Consider the following 16,377-nt stretch of genomic DNA (forward strand, 5'->3'; position numbering starts at 1 on the left):
GGCGGCGTCGAGCGCCAGCCGGACGCCCGGAATCTGCGCCGCCGTGGGCACGACCACATGCGCGCCGGCGGCGGCCGGCCCGCAATGGTCAAGGAAATACCACGTCGCGGTGGCGGCCTGCTCAAGGAAGGCGGGGCCGGGAGAAAACGAAAGCCGGGTCATGGATGGCGCGCCAGGCCACGTGGGGTCAGGCGCAAATGGGAGCACGGGGCCGTGGCGCGCCAGGGCGGCACGGCGTGGTCAGTCAGGGAAATACGATGGCGTTGGCCGGGGCCACCCGGCAGCCCGGGCGGGCGCGGCTCAGTGATCACCGCGCTCCAGCCGCGCGCGCAACTCGCGGGCGGTTTCGAGCAGCCCTTCGTAGCCGGAGCGGGCATGCTCGGGCAGGTCCGGGTCGCCAATCAGCGTGCCGAGCGTCTCCATCACGCTGTAGACCAGCCCGCGGGCCGCGCCCGTGGCAATGCTGTTGGTTTCCACCGCGCTGTTCAGGTGCGCCAGGGCGTCGCTCAGGTGATCCACGTCTGGCGCGCCCGAGGCTGGCGGCGTGTCGGGCAGATCGTCGGCGGGATCGGGCTTGCGGGGATCGGCAGTCATGGTCGGTGGCCTTGTGGTGCCTGCGGGGTTGGCATTCCCTGTCATTCTACGCGCGCGGCCGGGCCGTCGGCATGGGGAGGATTCTCAAAGTGCTTCTCAGATCATCCCGGACATCCGGATCTGGGGAATTCCCGGGCCCAAAGATAATCCATTTGAGTACTGGATAACCCGATGCCGATTGAGCGATTCTCTTGCCGTGATTAACACAATGTTGAGCAGGTATTACTGCGCGGGGGCACAATTGCACCTGTCCCAGGCCCTGCCGGCACCCCGTTCCGAGGGGGTATTGAAATTCGCCAAGCTGGTAACATATCGGCATCAACGGCACGGCCCGCCTGACCTGCCTGCCTTCGGTGCCATCGCAAACCGATTGCCGGATTCTCGTGTAAGGTAGCGGTCAGCCTTCAACATCAACTGAGCCCCAGAGGTTTCACGCCATGAGCGAACAAATCAAGTATGTGAGCGACGCATCGTTCGACGCCGACGTCCTCCAGTCCGACAAGCCCGTCCTGCTGGACTTCTGGGCCGAGTGGTGCGGTCCGTGCAAGATGATCGCCCCGATCCTGGACGAAGTGGCGCGCGATTTCGGCGACAAGGTGCAGATCGCCAAGATCAATGTGGATGAGAACCAGCAGGTGCCGGCCAAGTTCGGCATCCGTGGCATTCCCACGCTGATCCTGTTCAAGGAAGGCAAGGTTGTCGCCCAGAAGGTTGGCGCCCTGTCCAAGTCGGACCTGACTGCGTTCCTGAAGAACAACGTCCCGGCCCTGGCCTGAGCCAGACCCCGCGGCCAGCCCGGCATGGCTGGCTGCGGCACTGCATGATCCGGCTTCGCGTGCGCCAGCCCTGGCGCGCCGGCCGGATTGTGCTAAGATGCCACCAACAACTTCCCCGAGCGTTCGCTCATTCTTTCCCCCTTCCCTTTGGTCTCGCCCGTCCGGGCCACTTCTGTACCCCTCGTCTATGCACCTGACAGAACTCAAATCGCTTCACGTGTCTGCGCTTCTCGAAATGGCGGCAACGCTCGAGATCGACAATGCACAGCGGATGCGCAAACAGGAACTGATGTTTGCGATCCTGAAGAAGCGCGCCAAGATGGGCGAAACCATCTACGGAGACGGCACGCTGGAAGTCCTCCCCGACGGCTTCGGCTTCCTCCGCTCGCCGGAAACCTCGTACCTGGCCAGCACGGACGACATCTACATCAGCCCTTCGCAGATCCGCCGCTTCAATCTCCATACCGGCGATTCGATCGAAGGTGAAGTGCGGACCCCGAAGGACGGCGAGCGCTACTTCGCGCTGGTCAAGGTGGACAAGGTCAATGGACAGGCGCCCGAGGCGGTGAAGAACCGCATCATGTTCGAGAACCTGACGCCGCTGCATCCGAACCGGCCGCTCCAGCTCGAACGTGACATCCGCGCCGAAGAGAACATCACCGGCCGCGTGATCGACATGATCGCCCCGATCGGCCGTGGCCAGCGCGCGCTGCTGGTGGCCTCGCCGAAGTCCGGCAAGACCGTGATGCTCCAGCACATCGCCCACGCCATTGCGAACAACCATCCGGAAGCGGACCTGTTCGTGCTGCTGATCGATGAGCGCCCGGAAGAAGTGACCGAAATGATGCGCTCGGTGCGCGGCGAGGTGGTGGCGTCGACCTTCGACGAACCGGCCATCCGTCACGTGCAGGTGGCCGAAATGGTCATCGAGAAGGCCAAGCGCCTGGTGGAACTGAAGCGCGACGTGGTGATCCTGCTGGACTCCATCACCCGTCTGGCACGCGCCTACAACACCGTGGTGCCGGCCTCCGGCAAGGTGCTGACCGGCGGTGTGGACGCCAACGCGCTGCAACGCCCGAAGCGCTTCTTCGGCGCCGCGCGTAACCTGGAAGAAGGCGGTTCGCTGACCATCATCGCCACCGCGCTGATCGAAACCGGCAGCCGCATGGACGACGTGATCTACGAAGAGTTCAAGGGCACCGGCAACATGGAAGTGCACCTCGAGCGCCGCCTGGCCGAGCGCCGTGTCTACCCGGCCATCAACCTGAACAAGTCGGGCACGCGCCGCGAGGAACTGCTGATCAAGCCGGAAATCCTCCAGAAGATCTGGATCCTGCGCAAGTTCATCTCCGACATGGACGAAGTGCAGGCGATGGAGTTCATCCTCGACAAGATGAAGCCGACGAAGAACAACGCGGAGTTCTTCGACATGATGCGCCGCGGCGGCTGACCCGCCCCGGTAGTGCATCAGGCAGGAAAGGCGTACCCTTGGGTGCGCCTTTTTTGTCTCTGCCAACCGATCCGACGAACCACGCGACCACTCTCCGACCATGTTCGGCAAACTGACCAGCTACCTGCGCTCGCGCTCACGCGCCCGCAAGCTTGAGCACTACGCCATTCCGGACGACCTCTGGACGCGTACCGTGGCCGCCCTGCCCTATGTGCAGCGCTACGGCGCCGAGGACCAGGCCGCGCTGCGCGAGCTGGCCACGCTGTTCATCGCCGGCAAGGAATATTCGACCGCGCACGACCTGCCGCTGACCGACGAGATGGTGGTCAGCGTGGCCGTGCAAGCCTGCGTGCCGATCCTCAAGCTCGGTATCGAGTGGTATCGCGGCTGGCATGGCATCGTGCTGTATCCGGGCGAATTCCTGATCCGGCGCACCGTGGAGGACGAGATCGGGCTGGTGCACGGCGTGGAAGAGGAAGCGAGCGGCGAGGCGTGGGAGCGTGGCCCCGTCATCCTGTCCTGGCAGGACGTGAGCACGCCCGGCGCGGGGCTCGATTCCGACCATGCGCTGCCGGCGGACACCTACAACGTGGTGATCCACGAGTTCGCTCACAAGCTCGATATGCTCGACGGCGAGCCCGACGGCGTGCCACCTTTCTCGCGCGTACTGCATCCGGGCGTCGATGCCGATCAGTGGGCGGAGGCGTTCCTGAGCCAATACGATGTCTTCGCCGATGCCTGCGAGGCGGTGCCGGACAGCGCCTGGGACCATCCCGAACGGCTGCCGCCCCGGCTGCGGGTGATCGACCCTTACGGCTGCGAGGCGCCCAGCGAGTTCTTCGCGGTGGCGTCCGAGGCATTTTTCGTTGAGCCCGAGGGCCTGCACCGGCATTGGTCTACGCTATACGAAGCACTGGTCACGTTTTATCGTCAGGATCCGGCTGGAAAAATGCTGTAAAAGTCACTTATCAGCGACCGGCGAACCGGCTATGACGACGCGTCGATTGTTGTCCAAGCGCTTGTTTTTCTGGCATAATCCCGGTTTGCCCGTTATCGGCAAGTGGTTCGCTCGTCGCAAGCATTCGTCATCCGATGCACGCACGCGGCAGACATGAGCGGACTGGCTACCCAACCTGAAAGGAAGCACCATGAAAGAAGGCATTCACCCGAATTACCGCGAAGTCCTGTTCCACGACGTGTCGAACGACTTCAAGTTCGTGACCCGCTCGACGATCCAGACCAAGGATACGATCGAACACGAAGGCAAGACCTACCCGCTGGCCAAGATCGAAGTGTCGTCGGAATCGCACCCGTTCTACACCGGCACCCAGAAGATCATGGACACGGCCGGCCGCGTCGAGAAGTTCCGTCAGAAGTTCGGCAGCAAGCTGAGCACGATGAAGAAGTAATCTCGCGGAGCCGCGAGCATGCCGCGCACGAGGGAACAGATGCTCCCGCCGCGCGCGACCTGACAAAGAGGCAGCATCGGCTGCCTCTTTGCTTTTGTGCAGCCGATTGTTGCTGTCCACGATTTCACCGCCGATGAGTCAAGCCAAGACCTCTCCCGTCCACCTGACCGCCGCCGCCACCGGCGCGCTGCCGCGCGCCCTGCTGCTGGCCATCTGCATCATCTACGGGCTGGCCGGCCTGTTCGGCCGCGACCCGTGGAAGAACGAGGATGCCGCGGGCTTCGGCGTGATGTGGCAGCTTGCCACGGGCGGCACGCAGGATTGGCTGATGCCGAACATCGCCGGCCGGCCGTTCAGTGAGGACGGCCCGCTTGTGTTCTGGCTCGGCGGCATCATGATCCGGCTGTTTGGCGGCTGGCTCGGCGCGCCGGACGCGTCGCGGCTGGCCACGGCGCTGTTCTACTTCGGCACCTGCGCCTTCATCTGGTACTCCACCTATTTGCTCGGCCGGCGTGACGAAGTGCAGCCGTTCGCGTTCGCCTTCGGCGGCCAGCCCGATGCGCGGTCCTATGGCCGCGCGCTGGCCGATGGCGCGCTGCTGCTGTTCCTGGCATGCGTGGGCCTGGCGATGCGTGGGCACGAGACCACGGCGCAGGTCGGCCAGGTCTGCTTTATCGCCTTCATGCTGTACGGGCTGGTGCGCAGCCTGGACAAGCCCGTGCAGGGCAGCCTCTGGTACGGCGTGGGGCTGGGCGCACTGTGCCTGGCCAGCGGGCCGATCCTGGCCGCCGCGTTGCTGGTGGCCACGGCCCTGGCCGTCGTGGCCTGCCGCCCGCTACCCGCGAAGTGGCTGACGGCGACTGGCCTGCCGCTGGCGCTGGCCATCGTCGCGGTGTGGATGGCTGTGGTGTATCTGGGCGCGGCCGACCGCGACGAGGCTGTCACCTTCATCCGCGAGTGGGCCCGCTACGACCGTCGTACTTATGGTGGACCGTCGCTGGCCGCGGCCGGCTTCATCGCACGAAATTTGTTCCTGTTCGCGTGGCCGGTCTGGCCGGTGGCCGTCTGGGCGTGGCTGTCGTGGCGTGGCATGCGGCGCGCGGCCCACGTGGCGCTGCCACTGTCGATGCTGACAGCGCTGCTCCTGCTGCTGGTGCTGCAACGCAGCCCCGGCGATGTGCAGTTCATCCTGTTGCTGCCGCCGATGGCCGTGTTGGCCGCGTTCGCGCTGCCCACGCTGGCACGCGGCGTGATCAATGCGATCGACTGGTTCGCCCTGCTGTTCTTCACGATCTTCTGCGGCTTCCTGTGGTTCATGTGGATCGCCCGCACGACCGGTTTCCCGCCCAAGATCGCCAACAACGTGTACCGGCTGATTCCGGGCTTCCAGCACTCGTTCACCTGGAGCGCGGTGGTCATCGCGCTGGCGGTGACGCTGGCCTGGGTGCTGGTGGTGCGCTGGCGCCTGTCGCGCGCGCCCAAGCAGATCTGGCGCCCGGTGGTGATCTCGGCCGCCGGCACGACGCTGATGTGGGTAATGGCGATGACGCTGTGGCTGCCTGCCATCAACTACGCCAAGACCTATCGCGATGTGGCGCAGGCCGCCTCGATGGCACTGCCGTCGACCTACACCTGTGTGCAGCCGATCCGCATGGGGAATGCGCAACTGGCGTCGTTCTCGTATTACGGCCATATCCGCTTTGGCGGCCCCGATGACGGCTGCGACGTGCTGCTGCGCCACGACCAGGTGGACTACGGCCCGCCCGGCAACATTTCGCACTTCGAATGGCGGCTGGTCTGGGAAGGCCGCCGGCCTGCGGACCGGGACGAGCGCTTCCGCATGTACCGGCTGGTTGATGTCGGCCGCGCTGCGCCGCCCCGGCCCACGCTGCCGCGCCGCCTGCCGCGCCAGCCGTAACCCCCGCGCCGGACGCCCCTCGCCCCCACGCGCCGGACTCACGACGGAGCCGGCGCGCCACGCTTTCCGACAAGAACAATGAGCAGCGCGCTGCAAGACATTCGCCGCATCCTCCACCTCGCCGCGCCCGTCCTGGTCGGACAACTCGCCGTGGTGGCCTTCGGCGTCATCGATACGGTGATGGCCGGACGCGCCTCCGCCACCGACCTCGCCGCCGTGGGCCTGGGCGGCTCCATCTACATCACCATCTATATCAGCCTGATGGGCGTGCTTCAGGCGCTGGCGCCCATCGCCGGCCAACTCTATGGCGCGGGCCGCACTGCCGAGATCGGCAGCGAAGTGCGCCAGGCCGCGTGGCTGGGCGTGGCGCTGGCCGTGCCGGGCATGCTGTTGCTGCTGTTCCCCGGGCCGCTGCTCACGTTTGCCAAAGCGCCGCCCGAGCTGGTCGAGAAGGCCTCGCACTATCTTCATATCGTGGCGTTCGGCCTGCCGGCTGCGCTGGGCTTCCGCATTTACATGGCGCTGAACAACGCGCTGTCACGGCCAATCATGGTCACGGTGCTCCAGATCGCCGGGTTGGCGATGAAAGTGCCGCTCAACGCATGGTTCATCCATGGGGGGCTGGGGCTGGCGCCGATGGGCGGCCCGGGCTGCGCGCTGGCCTCCACGCTGATCAGCTGGACCTGGTGCATCGCCGGCCTGATGATCCTGCGAACCGGCGCCGCCTACCGGCCGCTTGCGCTTTTTGCCGGCTGGGAATGGCCGAGCTGGAGCAAGATCCGCCCGCTGCTGCGGCTGGGTGTGCCGATGGGTCTGACCTATCTGATCGAAATCACGTCGTTCACGCTGATGTCGATCTTCATCACGCGACTGGGCACGGAGACGCTGGCCGGGCATCAGATCATCGCCAATCTGAGCGCGGTGGCGTACATGATGCCGCTCTCGCTGGCGATTGCGACGTCCACGCTAGTAGCGCAGTCGATTGGCGCGCGTGACCTGGCGGGGGCGCGCCGGCTGGCCTGGCGCGGCATCCGCTTCGGGGCCGGGCTGGCACTGCTGACGGGCGCCCTGCTGTGGCTGCTCCGCGAACCGCTGCTGCAGGCCTACGCCAAGGATCCCACCGTCGTGGCCAAGGCGCTGCCGTTGATGCTGTTCGTGGCGTTCTATCAAGCGTTCGACGCGGTGCAGGTCATGACCGCTTTCATCCTGCGCGCGTACAAGATCGCCCTGATTCCGACGTTGATCTACGCGGGATCGCTGTGGGGCGTGGGGCTGGGTAGCGGGTATGTGATGGGATTCGGCCTGATCGACGCGCTGCCCGAATGGACACGCGGCGCCGCCGGTTTCTGGTTCGGCAACAGTATCAGCCTGGCCGTGGCCGGCACGCTGCTGGTACGGTATTTCATGCGGGTGAGCAAACCTGCATGATTATGTTCAGGCGGGCCACGCGGTGAAATAAGCGAATCGACGGACAAAAAAAATGCCTGCTTGCGCAGGCATTTTTAATATTGGCGGAGCGGACGGGACTCGAACCCGCGACCCCCGGCGTGACAGGCCGGTATTCTAACCAACTGAACTACCGCTCCGTGTTGGTGTGCCGTGCGAAGCTATTGCTTCGGACGACTAGCTGAACGTTTGATTACGCCCTGCTTTTTTTGGCGTCCCCTAGGGGATTCGAACCCCTGTACTCACCGTGAAAGGGTGATGTCCTAGGCCTCTAGACGAAGGGGACAGAAACTTGTTGCAACGTTTCCGTCTGCGCTGCGAAGTCCGTAACTATAACAGACTTTTCAGCCACTGAAGCACCTTTTTTGCTGGGTCGGTGCCTCGAAAATCCTTGGTGGAGCTAAGCGGGATCGAACCGCTGACCTCTTGCATGCCATGCAAGCGCTCTCCCAGCTGAGCTATAGCCCCGTGGTACTGCTATTGCTACCGGTACTGCATAATCGCGTTTCAGCGAAGCCGCGATTATATTACGATTTTCTTTCGAAGCGCAACTGCCGCATGGCATTTGCTTTCGCTGAAAACCGCGAGGCGATTATCAGATAATCAACCTCTCACCCAAAGAAAAACCCGCTTGGTTTTACCCAAGCGGGCTCAGTTTTGGCGGAGCGGACGGGACTCGAACCCGCGACCCCCGGCGTGACAGGCCGGTATTCTAACCAACTGAACTACCGCTCCGTGTTGGTGTGCCGCGCGAAGCTGTTGCTTCGGACGACTAGCCGGGCGTTTGATTACGCCCTGCTTTTTTTGGCGTCCCCTAGGGGATTCGAACCCCTGTACTCACCGTGAAAGGGTGATGTCCTAGGCCTCTAGACGAAGGGGACAGAAACTTGGTGGAGCTAAGCGGGATCGAACCGCTGACCTCTTGCATGCCATGCAAGCGCTCTCCCAGCTGAGCTATAGCCCCAATGTTACTGTCATTTACTGCTTCTTGCTGCCGCGGGATTTACTACGTTTCCGGCGAAGCCGAGATTATATAGCAACCCAACCGCTTTGCAAGTCCCTTTTTTCGGTCTTTCGATCGATCCGCGCAGTTTTTGCCGCGCGGCAGGGAGAACGAAATTATGCTGAATTCCCGGCCGGAGCGCAAGCCCCTGCCGAGATTTTTCCGCACTTTTCTCAGGCAGCCGCCAGGCGGCGCAGCACCGTATCGCGGCCGAACAGCTCCAGCACCGCGTCGATGCTCGGCGTCTGCAACTGCCCCGCCACCAGCAGGCGCACCGGCATGGCCAGCTTCGGCATCTTCAGGCCGAACTCGCCCAGCACGGCCTTGAAGGTGGCGTTGATGGCCTCGCGCTTCCACTCGGGCAGTGCGGCCAGTTGCGTGGCCAGCGCCTGCAGCGCCGGGCGGATCTCGTCGGTCAGGTGCTCGGCGCGCAGCGCGGCGTCCGGCTGCGGCTCGCCACGATAGAACAGCATCGCGGTCTGGGCCACTTCCTTCAGCGTATTGGCGCGGTCCTTGACCAGCGCAATCACGTCGACCAGGCTCGCGCCTTCCACCTTCCCGCCCAGCGCCTCGATGAACGGGCGCGTCAGCTCGGCCAGGCGGGCGTTGTCGCCCACCTTGATGTAGTGGTTGTTGAGCCAGGCCAGCTTTTCCGGGTTGTATTGCGCCGGCGACTTGCCCAGGTGCTCAAGATCGAACCATTCGATGAACTGCTCGCGCGAGAAGATCTCGGCATCGCCATGCGCCCAGCCCAGTCGCGCGAGGTAGTTCAGCACCGCCTCGGGCAGGTAACCTTCGTCGCGGTAGCCGGTCACGGGCATCGCGCCATGGCGCTTGCTCATCTTCTCGCCCTGCTCGTTCAGCACGGTCGGCAGGTGCGCGTAGACCGGCACGTGGCCCCCCATCGCGCGGATGATGTTGATCTGGCGCGGCGTGTTGTTGACGTGGTCATCGCCGCGGATCACGTGGGTGATCTTCATGTCGAGGTCATCCACCACGACGCAGAAGTTGTACGTGGGCGTGCCGTCCGGGCGGGCGATCACCAGGTCGTCCAGCTCGTCGTTCGAGATCTCGATGCGACCCTTCACGGCGTCTTCCCAGACCACGCTGCCGCCGATCGGATTCTTGAAGCGCACCACGGGCTGCACGCCGGCCGGCGGCTCGGGCAGGACCTTGCCGGGCTCGGGGCGCCAGAAGCCGTTGTAGCGCGGCTTCTCGCCGGCGGCGCGCTGGGCCTCGCGCAGCGCGTCCAGTTCCTCGGTGCTCATGTAGCAGTGGTACGCGAGGCCGGTCTCCAGCATCTGCTGCACCACCGCGCGGTAGCGGTCCATGCGCTGCATCTGGTAGAACGGACCTTCGTCGATATCCATGTCGAGCCAGGCCATGGACTCCAGAATCACGTCGACCGCCTCCTGGGACGACCGCTCGACATCGGTATCCTCGATGCGCAGGATGAAATCGCCCTTCATGCGGCGGGCGAAGGCCCAGGGATAAAGCGCGGAGCGGATGTTGCCGAGGTGGATGAACCCGGTCGGGCTCGGCGCGAAGCGGGTGCGGACGCGTTGTGTCATGGCGGAGTGAAACAAAAAGGCCCGCGCATGGCGGCGCGCAGGCCAGATTCGAGGAATGGCGCATTATACGCCCTGCCCGCCGCCGCTTTTTCGCTACGCGCCGGCAGGAATCATTTATCCTGCCAGCGGTCTGAAGCCACGGATGCTACCGCGCACGGCGCCGGCATCACTTCCAGTAGATTCCCGTTCCTCGATGAAACGACGCCATTTCCTGGGCGCCTCCGCGGCGATGCTGCTGGCGGCCTGCTCTACCGGCCCGAAGCCGACCCCCACCCTGCCGAGCCAGCCCGTTGTCACGCCGCCGGTGGCCACGCTGCCACCGCGCCCGGTACGCATCGGCCTGGCGCTGGGCGGCGGTGCCGCGCGCGGCTTTGCGCATATTGGCGTGATCAAGGCGCTGGAGGCGCAGGGCATCCATGCCGATATCGTCACTGGCACGAGTGCCGGGTCGGTGGTGGCCGCCCTTTACGCATCCGGCATGGATGGCTTCACGCTGAACAAGCTCGCCCTGACCATGGACGAAGCGGCCATCGCCGACTGGGCGCTGCCGTTCGGCACCAAGTTCGGCGGCTGGCTCAAGGGCGAGGCGCTCCAGAACTACGTCAACCGGCTGGTCAAGCAGCGCCCCATCGAACAGATGAAGCTGCCGCTGGGCATCGTCGCCACCGACCTCAAGACCGGCGAGCGGATCCTGTTCCGGCGCGGCAATACGGGCCAGGCCGTGCGCGCGTCCAGCAGCGTGCCGGGCGTGTTCCAGCCGGTGTCGATCCAGGGCCATGACTATGTCGATGGCGGGCTGGTGGAGCCGGTGCCGGTGGATGCGGCGCGCGAGATGGGCGCCGAGTTCGTGATCGCGGTGAATATCTCGGCCGATCCGTCGAGCCAGAAGAATGGCGGCCAGAGCGGCGTGCTGCTGCAAACCACGGCCATCATGGGTCAGTCGATCAACAAGATGGCGCTGGCGCGTGCGGACATTGTGATCCGCCCCGACCTGCCGGACATGAGCGGCAGCGATTTCACAGCGCGCAACCGCGCGATCCTGGCCGGCGAGCAAGCTACGGCGGCGGTGCTGGCAAGCCTGCGCGACAAGTTGGCCCTCGCCCGTACGCGCCCACTCCCGACCGGGACCGTTGCCACCCAATAGTGGGGTAAATCGACAATCCTTGTCACGACATCGGCTTGCTTCGTGACAATTCGTGTCACCTCACGTGACGGATCATGTCACCCTTTAGTGGGGTATTTGTCTTATTTGTACTGTTCAAGCCGATAAAAAAGGACTGCCGAGGCAGTCCTTTTTTTGTCTGGCGAGCAGCCGGGTCAGCCGCCGTACAGCGAGCGGCCCTGGGCGGCTGGGTCGAAGCGCTTGAGCGTCTCGACCATGCTGCCCATGCCGTTGTCGGCTTCGCCGCGCTGGGCATCGTCGATGCGTCGTGCGCCGTTGTAGCGCGTCACCCAGTAGCTGGCGCGCATGTCGTCCACCCGGATCTTGCTGCCGGTGGACGGCGCGTGCACGAACTTGTTGTCGCCAATATAGATGCCGACGTGCGAGAACGTATGACGCATGGTATTGAAGAACACCAGGTCACCCGGACGCAGTTCGTTGACCGCCACAGTGGTGCCAACCTTGCTGATTTCGACAGAGCGACGCGGCAACACGAAGCCGAAGGTGTCGTTGAACACGTAGCGGACAAAGCCGCTGCAGTCCAGGCCGGATTCGGGGCTGTTACCGCCGAAGCGGTAACGCACGCCAATCAGGCCCAGCGCGTTCATGACCAGGTCGCCAGCCTTGCTGGCAACGTTGCTGGTGGAGTTCATCACCGACGACAGCAAGCCACGCTTGCCTTCCGGATGGGCATCCGCGCTCAGTTCCGCGCGGGCATCGATCCGGGCGTCCGGGTCCTTGAACACCGTATCCGCCAGCACTCCATTCGACACAGTCGCACCGCATGCAATGGCAATTCCAATAGCGGCGCGCGCCAGGGAATGAAGTACCGTTCGTTGCATTGGTTCTCCTGATAATCGGATTTATCTGACCGGCATGTCAGACATCATTGCCGGACAAACGCTAGACATCAGGGCGGTATGTACGCAAGACATATGCCAGCGCACGGTGCACGATCCGGATGCGTGATTGACCTTCCCAAAGGTCAGCATGCGACCGACAGACCACCCCCAAAAATAGCCATCGCGGGATGTTAAATGACTGTCATTGTCGTGTCAAAGATGGTTACAAATTCGCCCGAAATCGCAGCCAAATCAATGAGCTAGCGTGAAAAACGTATCTTTTTTCTCGTATTCCGCATAACGGCGATGTGATACATCCCGCTGTCATGTTAGTGCGGCATGCCTGCTGCGCCGCACATCACTCAGACGGCCCCCAACTGCGCGGCCGCCATCAGCTTGCGCGTATACGGATGCTGCGGTGCACCGAGTACCGTTTCCGTCTCACCGGCCTCCACCACTTCACCGTTTTTCATCACGACCACGCGGTGCGCCATCGCACGGATCACTGCAAGATCATGGCTGATGAACAGATAGCTGAGGTTGTACTTGTGCTGGAGCTGGGAAAGCAGCGCCAGCACCTGCTGCTGGATCGAGACGTCAAGTGCAGAAGTCGGCTCATCGAGCACCAGCACCTGCGGCTTCAGGATCAACACGCGGGCAATCGCAATACGTTGCCGCTGGCCGCCCGAGAACTCGTGCGGATAGCGGCCCAGCGCCGTGCGGTCCATCCCCACCTCGCGCAGGGCCTCGATCACGCGCTCGCGCATCGCCTCGGGCGATAGCCCCGGCTGATGCAGGGCGAGGCCCTCCCCGACGATCTGCTCGATGGTCATCCGGGGCGACAGCGAGCCGAACGGGTCCTGGAACACCACCTGCATGCGCGACCGCAGCGCACTGCGCTCCTTGTGCGTGCACGCATCGAACGCACGCCCCAGGAAGCGGATGGCCCCGCTGCTCTTGCGCTGGAGCGCCAGCACCGCGTGGGCCAGCGTGGTCTTGCCAGAGCCAGACTCACCGACGATACCGACCGTCTCGCCCTCGCGCAGTTGCAGGTTCACGTCCTTCACGGCCACGAACTGCTCCTTCGAGAACCAGCCGGCAAACCCGGCGCGCTTCTTGGCATAGCTGACGCAGAGCGCATCGGTCTCCAGCAGCACCGGGGCCAGTGGCACCAGCGGCAGCACCTCGCGGCGCGGGCGGCTGTCGATCAGCTTGCGCGTGTACGGATGGCGCGGATTGGCAAACACCTCGGCTGTCTCGCCGGACTCCACCAGCACGCCCTTCTCCATTACCCCCACGCGCTGCGCGAACGCACGCACCAGGTTCAGGTCATGGGTGATCAGCATCACCGCCATGCCGAACTCGGCCTGGAGGTCGCGCAGCAGATCCAGGATCTGGGCGCGGATGGTCACGTCGAGCGCCGTGGTCGGCTCGTCGGCCAGCAGCAACTTGGGCCGGCAGGCCAGGGCCATGGCGATCATCGCGCGCTGGCGCTGGCCGCCCGACAACTGGTGCGGGAAGCTGTTGAACCGGTTGGCGGCGTCGCTGATGCCGGTGCGCTCGAGCAGTGCGATGGCACGGTCGCGCGCGGCGCGGCGGTCCAGGCCTTCGTGCAGCGCCAGCGTCTCCACGATCTGGTTGCCGATGGTGTAAAGCGGGTTCAGGGCCGTCATCGGCTCCTGGAAAATCATGGCGATCTCGGACCCGCGGATGCGCCGCATCTCGCGGTCGGACACGCGCAGCAGGTCCTGGCCCTCGAAGCGGATGGCGCCCTGGTAGTGAGCGTCGCCAACCAGCCGCAGCATGGCCAGCGCGGTCACGGTCTTGCCCGACCCGGATTCACCGACCAGCGCGTAGCGCTCGCCGGCACGCAGGTCGAAGCTGACCTCGCGCACGGCGCGCGTGGCGTGCTCGCCCTCGCCGAAGGTCACGGACAGCCGGTCCACACACATTAGTTGCGTACCGGGCGCCGGCGGGGCCACGGCATCGGGGAACGTTGCAGCGAGGCTCATTGCACGGCCTCCGCGGCAGGACTTCCCGCAGGCGCCTTAGGCTCCACACGGCCACGCAGCTGGGCCAACCCCAGGCGCGTATCGAACGCATCGCGCAGCGCATCGCCCATAAAGGTCAGCAGCAGCAGCGTGATGACGAGCACCGCGAACGTGGACAGCGAAATCCACCAGGCATCGAGGTTGCCCTTGCCCTGCGCCAGCAACTCGCCCAGGCTTGGCGTCGTCGGCGGCACGCCCAGGCCCAGGAAGTCGAGGCTGGTCAGCGCCAGGATGGCTGCGCTCATCCGGAACGGCAGGAAGGTAATCACCGGCGTCAGGCTGTTCGGCAGGATATGGCGCCACATGATCTGAACGTTGGACAGGCCCAGCGCGCGTGCTGCCTTCACATAGTCGAGCGAGCGGTTGCGGTAGAACTCGGCCCGCACGTAGTCGGACAGCCCCATCCAGCCGAACAGTGACAGCAGGATGATCAGCAGCGCCAGGCTCGGCTCGAAGATCGACGCGAAGATGATCAGCAGGTACAGCTCTGGCATCGAGCTCCAGATCTCGATCGCACGCTGCGAGAACAGGTCGAAACGCCCGCCGAAGAAGCCCATCAGCGCGCCGGTGAGCGTGCCGACCAGTACGCCGATGATCGTCAGCGCCATGCCGAACAGCACGGACACGCGGAAACCGTAGATCAGCCGCGCCAGCACGTCACGGCCGCGATCGTCGGTGCCAAGCCAGTTCTCGGACGACGGCGGCGCCGGATTCGGCTCCTTGGCGAAGTAGTTCAGCGAATCGTAGGAATACTGATTCACAGGAAAAATCGCGAAATTGCCATGCGTGGTGATCCGGTCCCGGATAAAGGGATCGAGGTAGTCGGTACGGGTCGGGAAGTCGCCGTCGAACGTGGTTTCCGGGTAGACCTTAACGATCGGGAAGTAGTATTCGCCCTTGTAGCGCACCACCAGTGGGCGGTCGCTCGACAGCACCTCGGCGCACAGGCTCAGGACGAAGATCACCACGAACAGGATCAGGCTCCAGTAGCCCAGCCGGTTGCGACGAAAGCGTTGCCACGCGCGCTGGCGCGGCGACGGCGAGTGCGGCAGCCCGTTGGGCACCGCGCCGTGGGAGAGTATGCTCATCGGTGCATGCCCTCAAAGTGAATGCGCGGGTCAACCATCACGTAGCAGACATCCGAAATCAGGCGCGTGACGAGCCCGATCAGCGTGAACAGGTAGAGCGTGCCGAGCACAACCGGGTAGTCGCGGCGCAGCACGGCTTCATAGGACAACAGGCCCAGCCCGTCGAGCGAAAACAGCGTCTCGATCAGCAGCGAACCGGTGAAGAACGCGCCGATGAACGCCGCCGGAAAGCCGGTAACGAGCGGGATCAACGCATTGCGGAACACGTGCTTCCAGAGCACGCGCCGCTCCGCCAGGCCCTTGGCCCGTGCAGTCAGCACGTACTGCTTGCGGATTTCCTCCAGGAACGCGTTCTTGGTCAGCATGGTGATGACGGCGAAGCTGCCCACCACCGACGCCGTGATCGGCAGCACCAGGTGCCAGAGATAGTCCATCACCTTGCCCATCAGCGTGAGCTGGTCCCAGTTGTCAGAGGTCAGCCCGCGCAGCGGAAACCACTGGACGAACGTGCCGCCACCGAACAGCACCAGCAGCAGCACCCCGAGCACGAAGCCCGGTATCGCGTAGCCCACCAGCACGATCATGCTGCTGATGACATCGAAACGACTGCCCGCCCGGATCGCCTTCGAGATCCCGAGCGGGACCGATATCAGATAAGTCAGAAAAAACGTCCAGAGCCCGAGGCTGATCGACACCGGCAGTTTCGACTTCACCAGTTCCCAGACGCTGCGGTGCTGGAAGTAGCTCTGGCCCAGGTCGAACTGGGCGAAGCGCTTCAGCATCATGAAATAGCGCTCGATCGGCGGCTTGTCAAAGCCGTAGAGCGCCTGGATTTCCTTGATCTTGTCCGGGTCCACGCCGCGCCGGCCGCGGTATTCCGCCCCGCCGCCGCTGGCCTCCCCGCCGCCGCCACGGCCCTTGAGTTCGAGCATCATCTGCTCCACCGGGCCGCCCGGCACGAACTGGATCACGACGAAAGTCAGCGTGATGACCCCGATCAGGGTCGGAATCATCAGCAGGATGCGTTTGAGCAGGTAGGCAATCATGCGCGTCCGGGTTCCGTCAAT

The 16,377-nt window shown here is 64.2% G+C and carries 13 protein-coding genes and 6 tRNA genes; 7 read left to right on the top strand and 12 right to left on the bottom strand.

Annotated elements, in window-relative coordinates; all coding sequences use genetic code 11:
• Positions 1 to 300: 300 nt before the first annotated feature.
• Positions 301 to 594: a hypothetical protein gene (locus KHO18_RS19725; RefSeq protein WP_149135694.1), complete on the bottom strand. Its 294-nt coding sequence runs from the start codon at positions 592 to 594 to the stop codon at positions 301 to 303.
• Positions 595 to 1,031: 437 nt separating this feature from the next.
• Here KHO18_RS19725 and trxA point away from each other — a divergent pair, with 437 nt between their 5' ends.
• The 6 genes from trxA (at position 1,032) to KHO18_RS19755 (ending at position 7,575) form a co-directional block, all read left to right on the top strand.
• On the top strand, positions 1,032 to 1,370 hold the full coding sequence (trxA, locus tag KHO18_RS19730; RefSeq protein ID WP_092289743.1) for a thioredoxin TrxA: 339 nt from the start codon (positions 1,032 to 1,034) through the stop codon (positions 1,368 to 1,370).
• 187 nt (positions 1,371 to 1,557) lie between these two features.
• Positions 1,558 to 2,820 (top strand): transcription termination factor Rho, encoded by a 1,263-nt coding sequence (gene rho, locus KHO18_RS19735; protein ID WP_092289745.1) that lies wholly within the window; start codon positions 1,558 to 1,560, stop codon positions 2,818 to 2,820.
• A 100-nt stretch (positions 2,821 to 2,920) separates the two neighbouring features.
• The gene (locus tag KHO18_RS19740; protein WP_211943737.1) at positions 2,921 to 3,778 is read left to right on the top strand and encodes a M90 family metallopeptidase; all 858 of its coding nucleotides are present in this window, start codon (positions 2,921 to 2,923) and stop codon (positions 3,776 to 3,778) included.
• A 190-nt stretch (positions 3,779 to 3,968) separates the two neighbouring features.
• Entirely contained in the window at positions 3,969 to 4,229 is a 261-nt protein-coding gene (locus tag KHO18_RS19745; RefSeq protein ID WP_149135692.1) for a type B 50S ribosomal protein L31, read from the top strand.
• 133 nt (positions 4,230 to 4,362) lie between these two features.
• On the top strand, positions 4,363 to 6,147 hold the full coding sequence (locus tag KHO18_RS19750; RefSeq protein WP_211943738.1) for an ArnT family glycosyltransferase: 1,785 nt from the start codon (positions 4,363 to 4,365) through the stop codon (positions 6,145 to 6,147).
• A 78-nt stretch (positions 6,148 to 6,225) separates the two neighbouring features.
• A complete protein-coding gene (locus KHO18_RS19755; protein ID WP_211943739.1) occupies positions 6,226 to 7,575 on the top strand; it encodes an MATE family efflux transporter in 1,350 nt (449 codons plus the stop codon).
• Positions 7,576 to 7,656: 81 nt separating this feature from the next.
• On the opposite strand, the gene KHO18_RS19760 is transcribed toward KHO18_RS19755, so the two are convergent.
• The 7 genes from KHO18_RS19760 to gltX all read right to left on the bottom strand — a co-directional run bounded on the left by KHO18_RS19760 (position 7,657) and on the right by gltX (position 10,167).
• Positions 7,657 to 7,733: transfer RNA gene (locus KHO18_RS19760), tRNA-Asp, on the bottom strand.
• 70 nt (positions 7,734 to 7,803) lie between these two features.
• Positions 7,804 to 7,879 (bottom strand) — tRNA-Glu (locus KHO18_RS19765).
• Between the two features lie 106 nt (positions 7,880 to 7,985).
• Positions 7,986 to 8,061: transfer RNA gene (locus KHO18_RS19770), tRNA-Ala, on the bottom strand.
• A gap of 190 nt (positions 8,062 to 8,251) precedes the next feature.
• A tRNA-Asp gene (locus KHO18_RS19775) sits at positions 8,252 to 8,328 on the bottom strand.
• 70 nt (positions 8,329 to 8,398) lie between these two features.
• Positions 8,399 to 8,474 (bottom strand) — tRNA-Glu (locus KHO18_RS19780).
• A 7-nt stretch (positions 8,475 to 8,481) separates the two neighbouring features.
• A tRNA-Ala gene (locus KHO18_RS19785) sits at positions 8,482 to 8,557 on the bottom strand.
• 212 nt (positions 8,558 to 8,769) lie between these two features.
• Positions 8,770 to 10,167 (bottom strand): glutamate--tRNA ligase, encoded by a 1,398-nt coding sequence (gene gltX, locus KHO18_RS19790; protein WP_211943740.1) that lies wholly within the window; start codon positions 10,165 to 10,167, stop codon positions 8,770 to 8,772.
• Positions 10,168 to 10,360: 193 nt separating this feature from the next.
• Between gltX and KHO18_RS19795 the strand changes: the two genes are divergently transcribed.
• Positions 10,361 to 11,311, top strand: a complete 951-nt coding sequence (locus KHO18_RS19795) for a patatin-like phospholipase family protein (RefSeq protein ID WP_149135688.1) — start codon at positions 10,361 to 10,363, stop codon at positions 11,309 to 11,311.
• A gap of 173 nt (positions 11,312 to 11,484) precedes the next feature.
• On the opposite strand, the gene KHO18_RS19800 is transcribed toward KHO18_RS19795, so the two are convergent.
• From KHO18_RS19800 to KHO18_RS19815, 4 genes are all read right to left on the bottom strand, one after another.
• The gene (locus tag KHO18_RS19800) at positions 11,485 to 12,171 is read right to left on the bottom strand and encodes a C40 family peptidase (protein WP_211943741.1); all 687 of its coding nucleotides are present in this window, start codon (positions 12,169 to 12,171) and stop codon (positions 11,485 to 11,487) included.
• 362 nt (positions 12,172 to 12,533) lie between these two features.
• Entirely contained in the window at positions 12,534 to 14,183 is a 1,650-nt protein-coding gene (locus tag KHO18_RS19805) for an ABC transporter ATP-binding protein (RefSeq protein ID WP_211943742.1), read from the bottom strand.
• The gene (locus KHO18_RS19810; RefSeq protein WP_149135685.1) at positions 14,180 to 15,310 is read right to left on the bottom strand and encodes an ABC transporter permease; all 1,131 of its coding nucleotides are present in this window, start codon (positions 15,308 to 15,310) and stop codon (positions 14,180 to 14,182) included. The genes KHO18_RS19805 and KHO18_RS19810 overlap by 4 nt, the downstream gene beginning before the upstream one ends.
• Positions 15,307 to 16,356, bottom strand: a complete 1,050-nt coding sequence (locus KHO18_RS19815) for a microcin C ABC transporter permease YejB (RefSeq protein WP_092289763.1) — start codon at positions 16,354 to 16,356, stop codon at positions 15,307 to 15,309. The genes KHO18_RS19810 and KHO18_RS19815 overlap by 4 nt, the downstream gene beginning before the upstream one ends.
• Positions 16,357 to 16,377 lie beyond the last annotated feature (21 nt).

Origin of the sequence: Cupriavidus campinensis, from assembly GCF_905397395.1 — a bacterium.
GTDB lineage: Bacteria > Pseudomonadota > Gammaproteobacteria > Burkholderiales > Burkholderiaceae > Cupriavidus > Cupriavidus campinensis.

Bases quoted from the DNA above. Each gene is read 5' to 3' on its own strand.
- KHO18_RS19755 (WP_211943739.1), top strand. From the start codon at position 6,226: ATGAGCAGCGCGCTGCAAGACATTCGCCGCATCCTCCACCTCGCCGCG.
- KHO18_RS19815 (WP_092289763.1), bottom strand. From the start codon at position 16,356: ATGATTGCCTACCTGCTCAAACGCATCCTGCTGATGATTCCGACCCTG.
- KHO18_RS19740 (WP_211943737.1), top strand. From the start codon at position 2,921: ATGTTCGGCAAACTGACCAGCTACCTGCGCTCGCGCTCACGCGCCCGC.
- gltX (WP_211943740.1), bottom strand. From the start codon at position 10,167: ATGACACAACGCGTCCGCACCCGCTTCGCGCCGAGCCCGACCGGGTTC.
- trxA (WP_092289743.1), top strand. From the start codon at position 1,032: ATGAGCGAACAAATCAAGTATGTGAGCGACGCATCGTTCGACGCCGAC.
- rho (WP_092289745.1), top strand. From the start codon at position 1,558: ATGCACCTGACAGAACTCAAATCGCTTCACGTGTCTGCGCTTCTCGAA.
- KHO18_RS19805 (WP_211943742.1), bottom strand. From the start codon at position 14,183: ATGAGCCTCGCTGCAACGTTCCCCGATGCCGTGGCCCCGCCGGCGCCC.
- KHO18_RS19750 (WP_211943738.1), top strand. From the start codon at position 4,363: ATGAGTCAAGCCAAGACCTCTCCCGTCCACCTGACCGCCGCCGCCACC.
- KHO18_RS19810 (WP_149135685.1), bottom strand. From the start codon at position 15,310: ATGAGCATACTCTCCCACGGCGCGGTGCCCAACGGGCTGCCGCACTCG.
- KHO18_RS19745 (WP_149135692.1), top strand. From the start codon at position 3,969: ATGAAAGAAGGCATTCACCCGAATTACCGCGAAGTCCTGTTCCACGAC.
- KHO18_RS19725 (WP_149135694.1), bottom strand. From the start codon at position 594: ATGACTGCCGATCCCCGCAAGCCCGATCCCGCCGACGATCTGCCCGAC.
- KHO18_RS19800 (WP_211943741.1), bottom strand. From the start codon at position 12,171: ATGCAACGAACGGTACTTCATTCCCTGGCGCGCGCCGCTATTGGAATT.
- KHO18_RS19795 (WP_149135688.1), top strand. From the start codon at position 10,361: ATGAAACGACGCCATTTCCTGGGCGCCTCCGCGGCGATGCTGCTGGCG.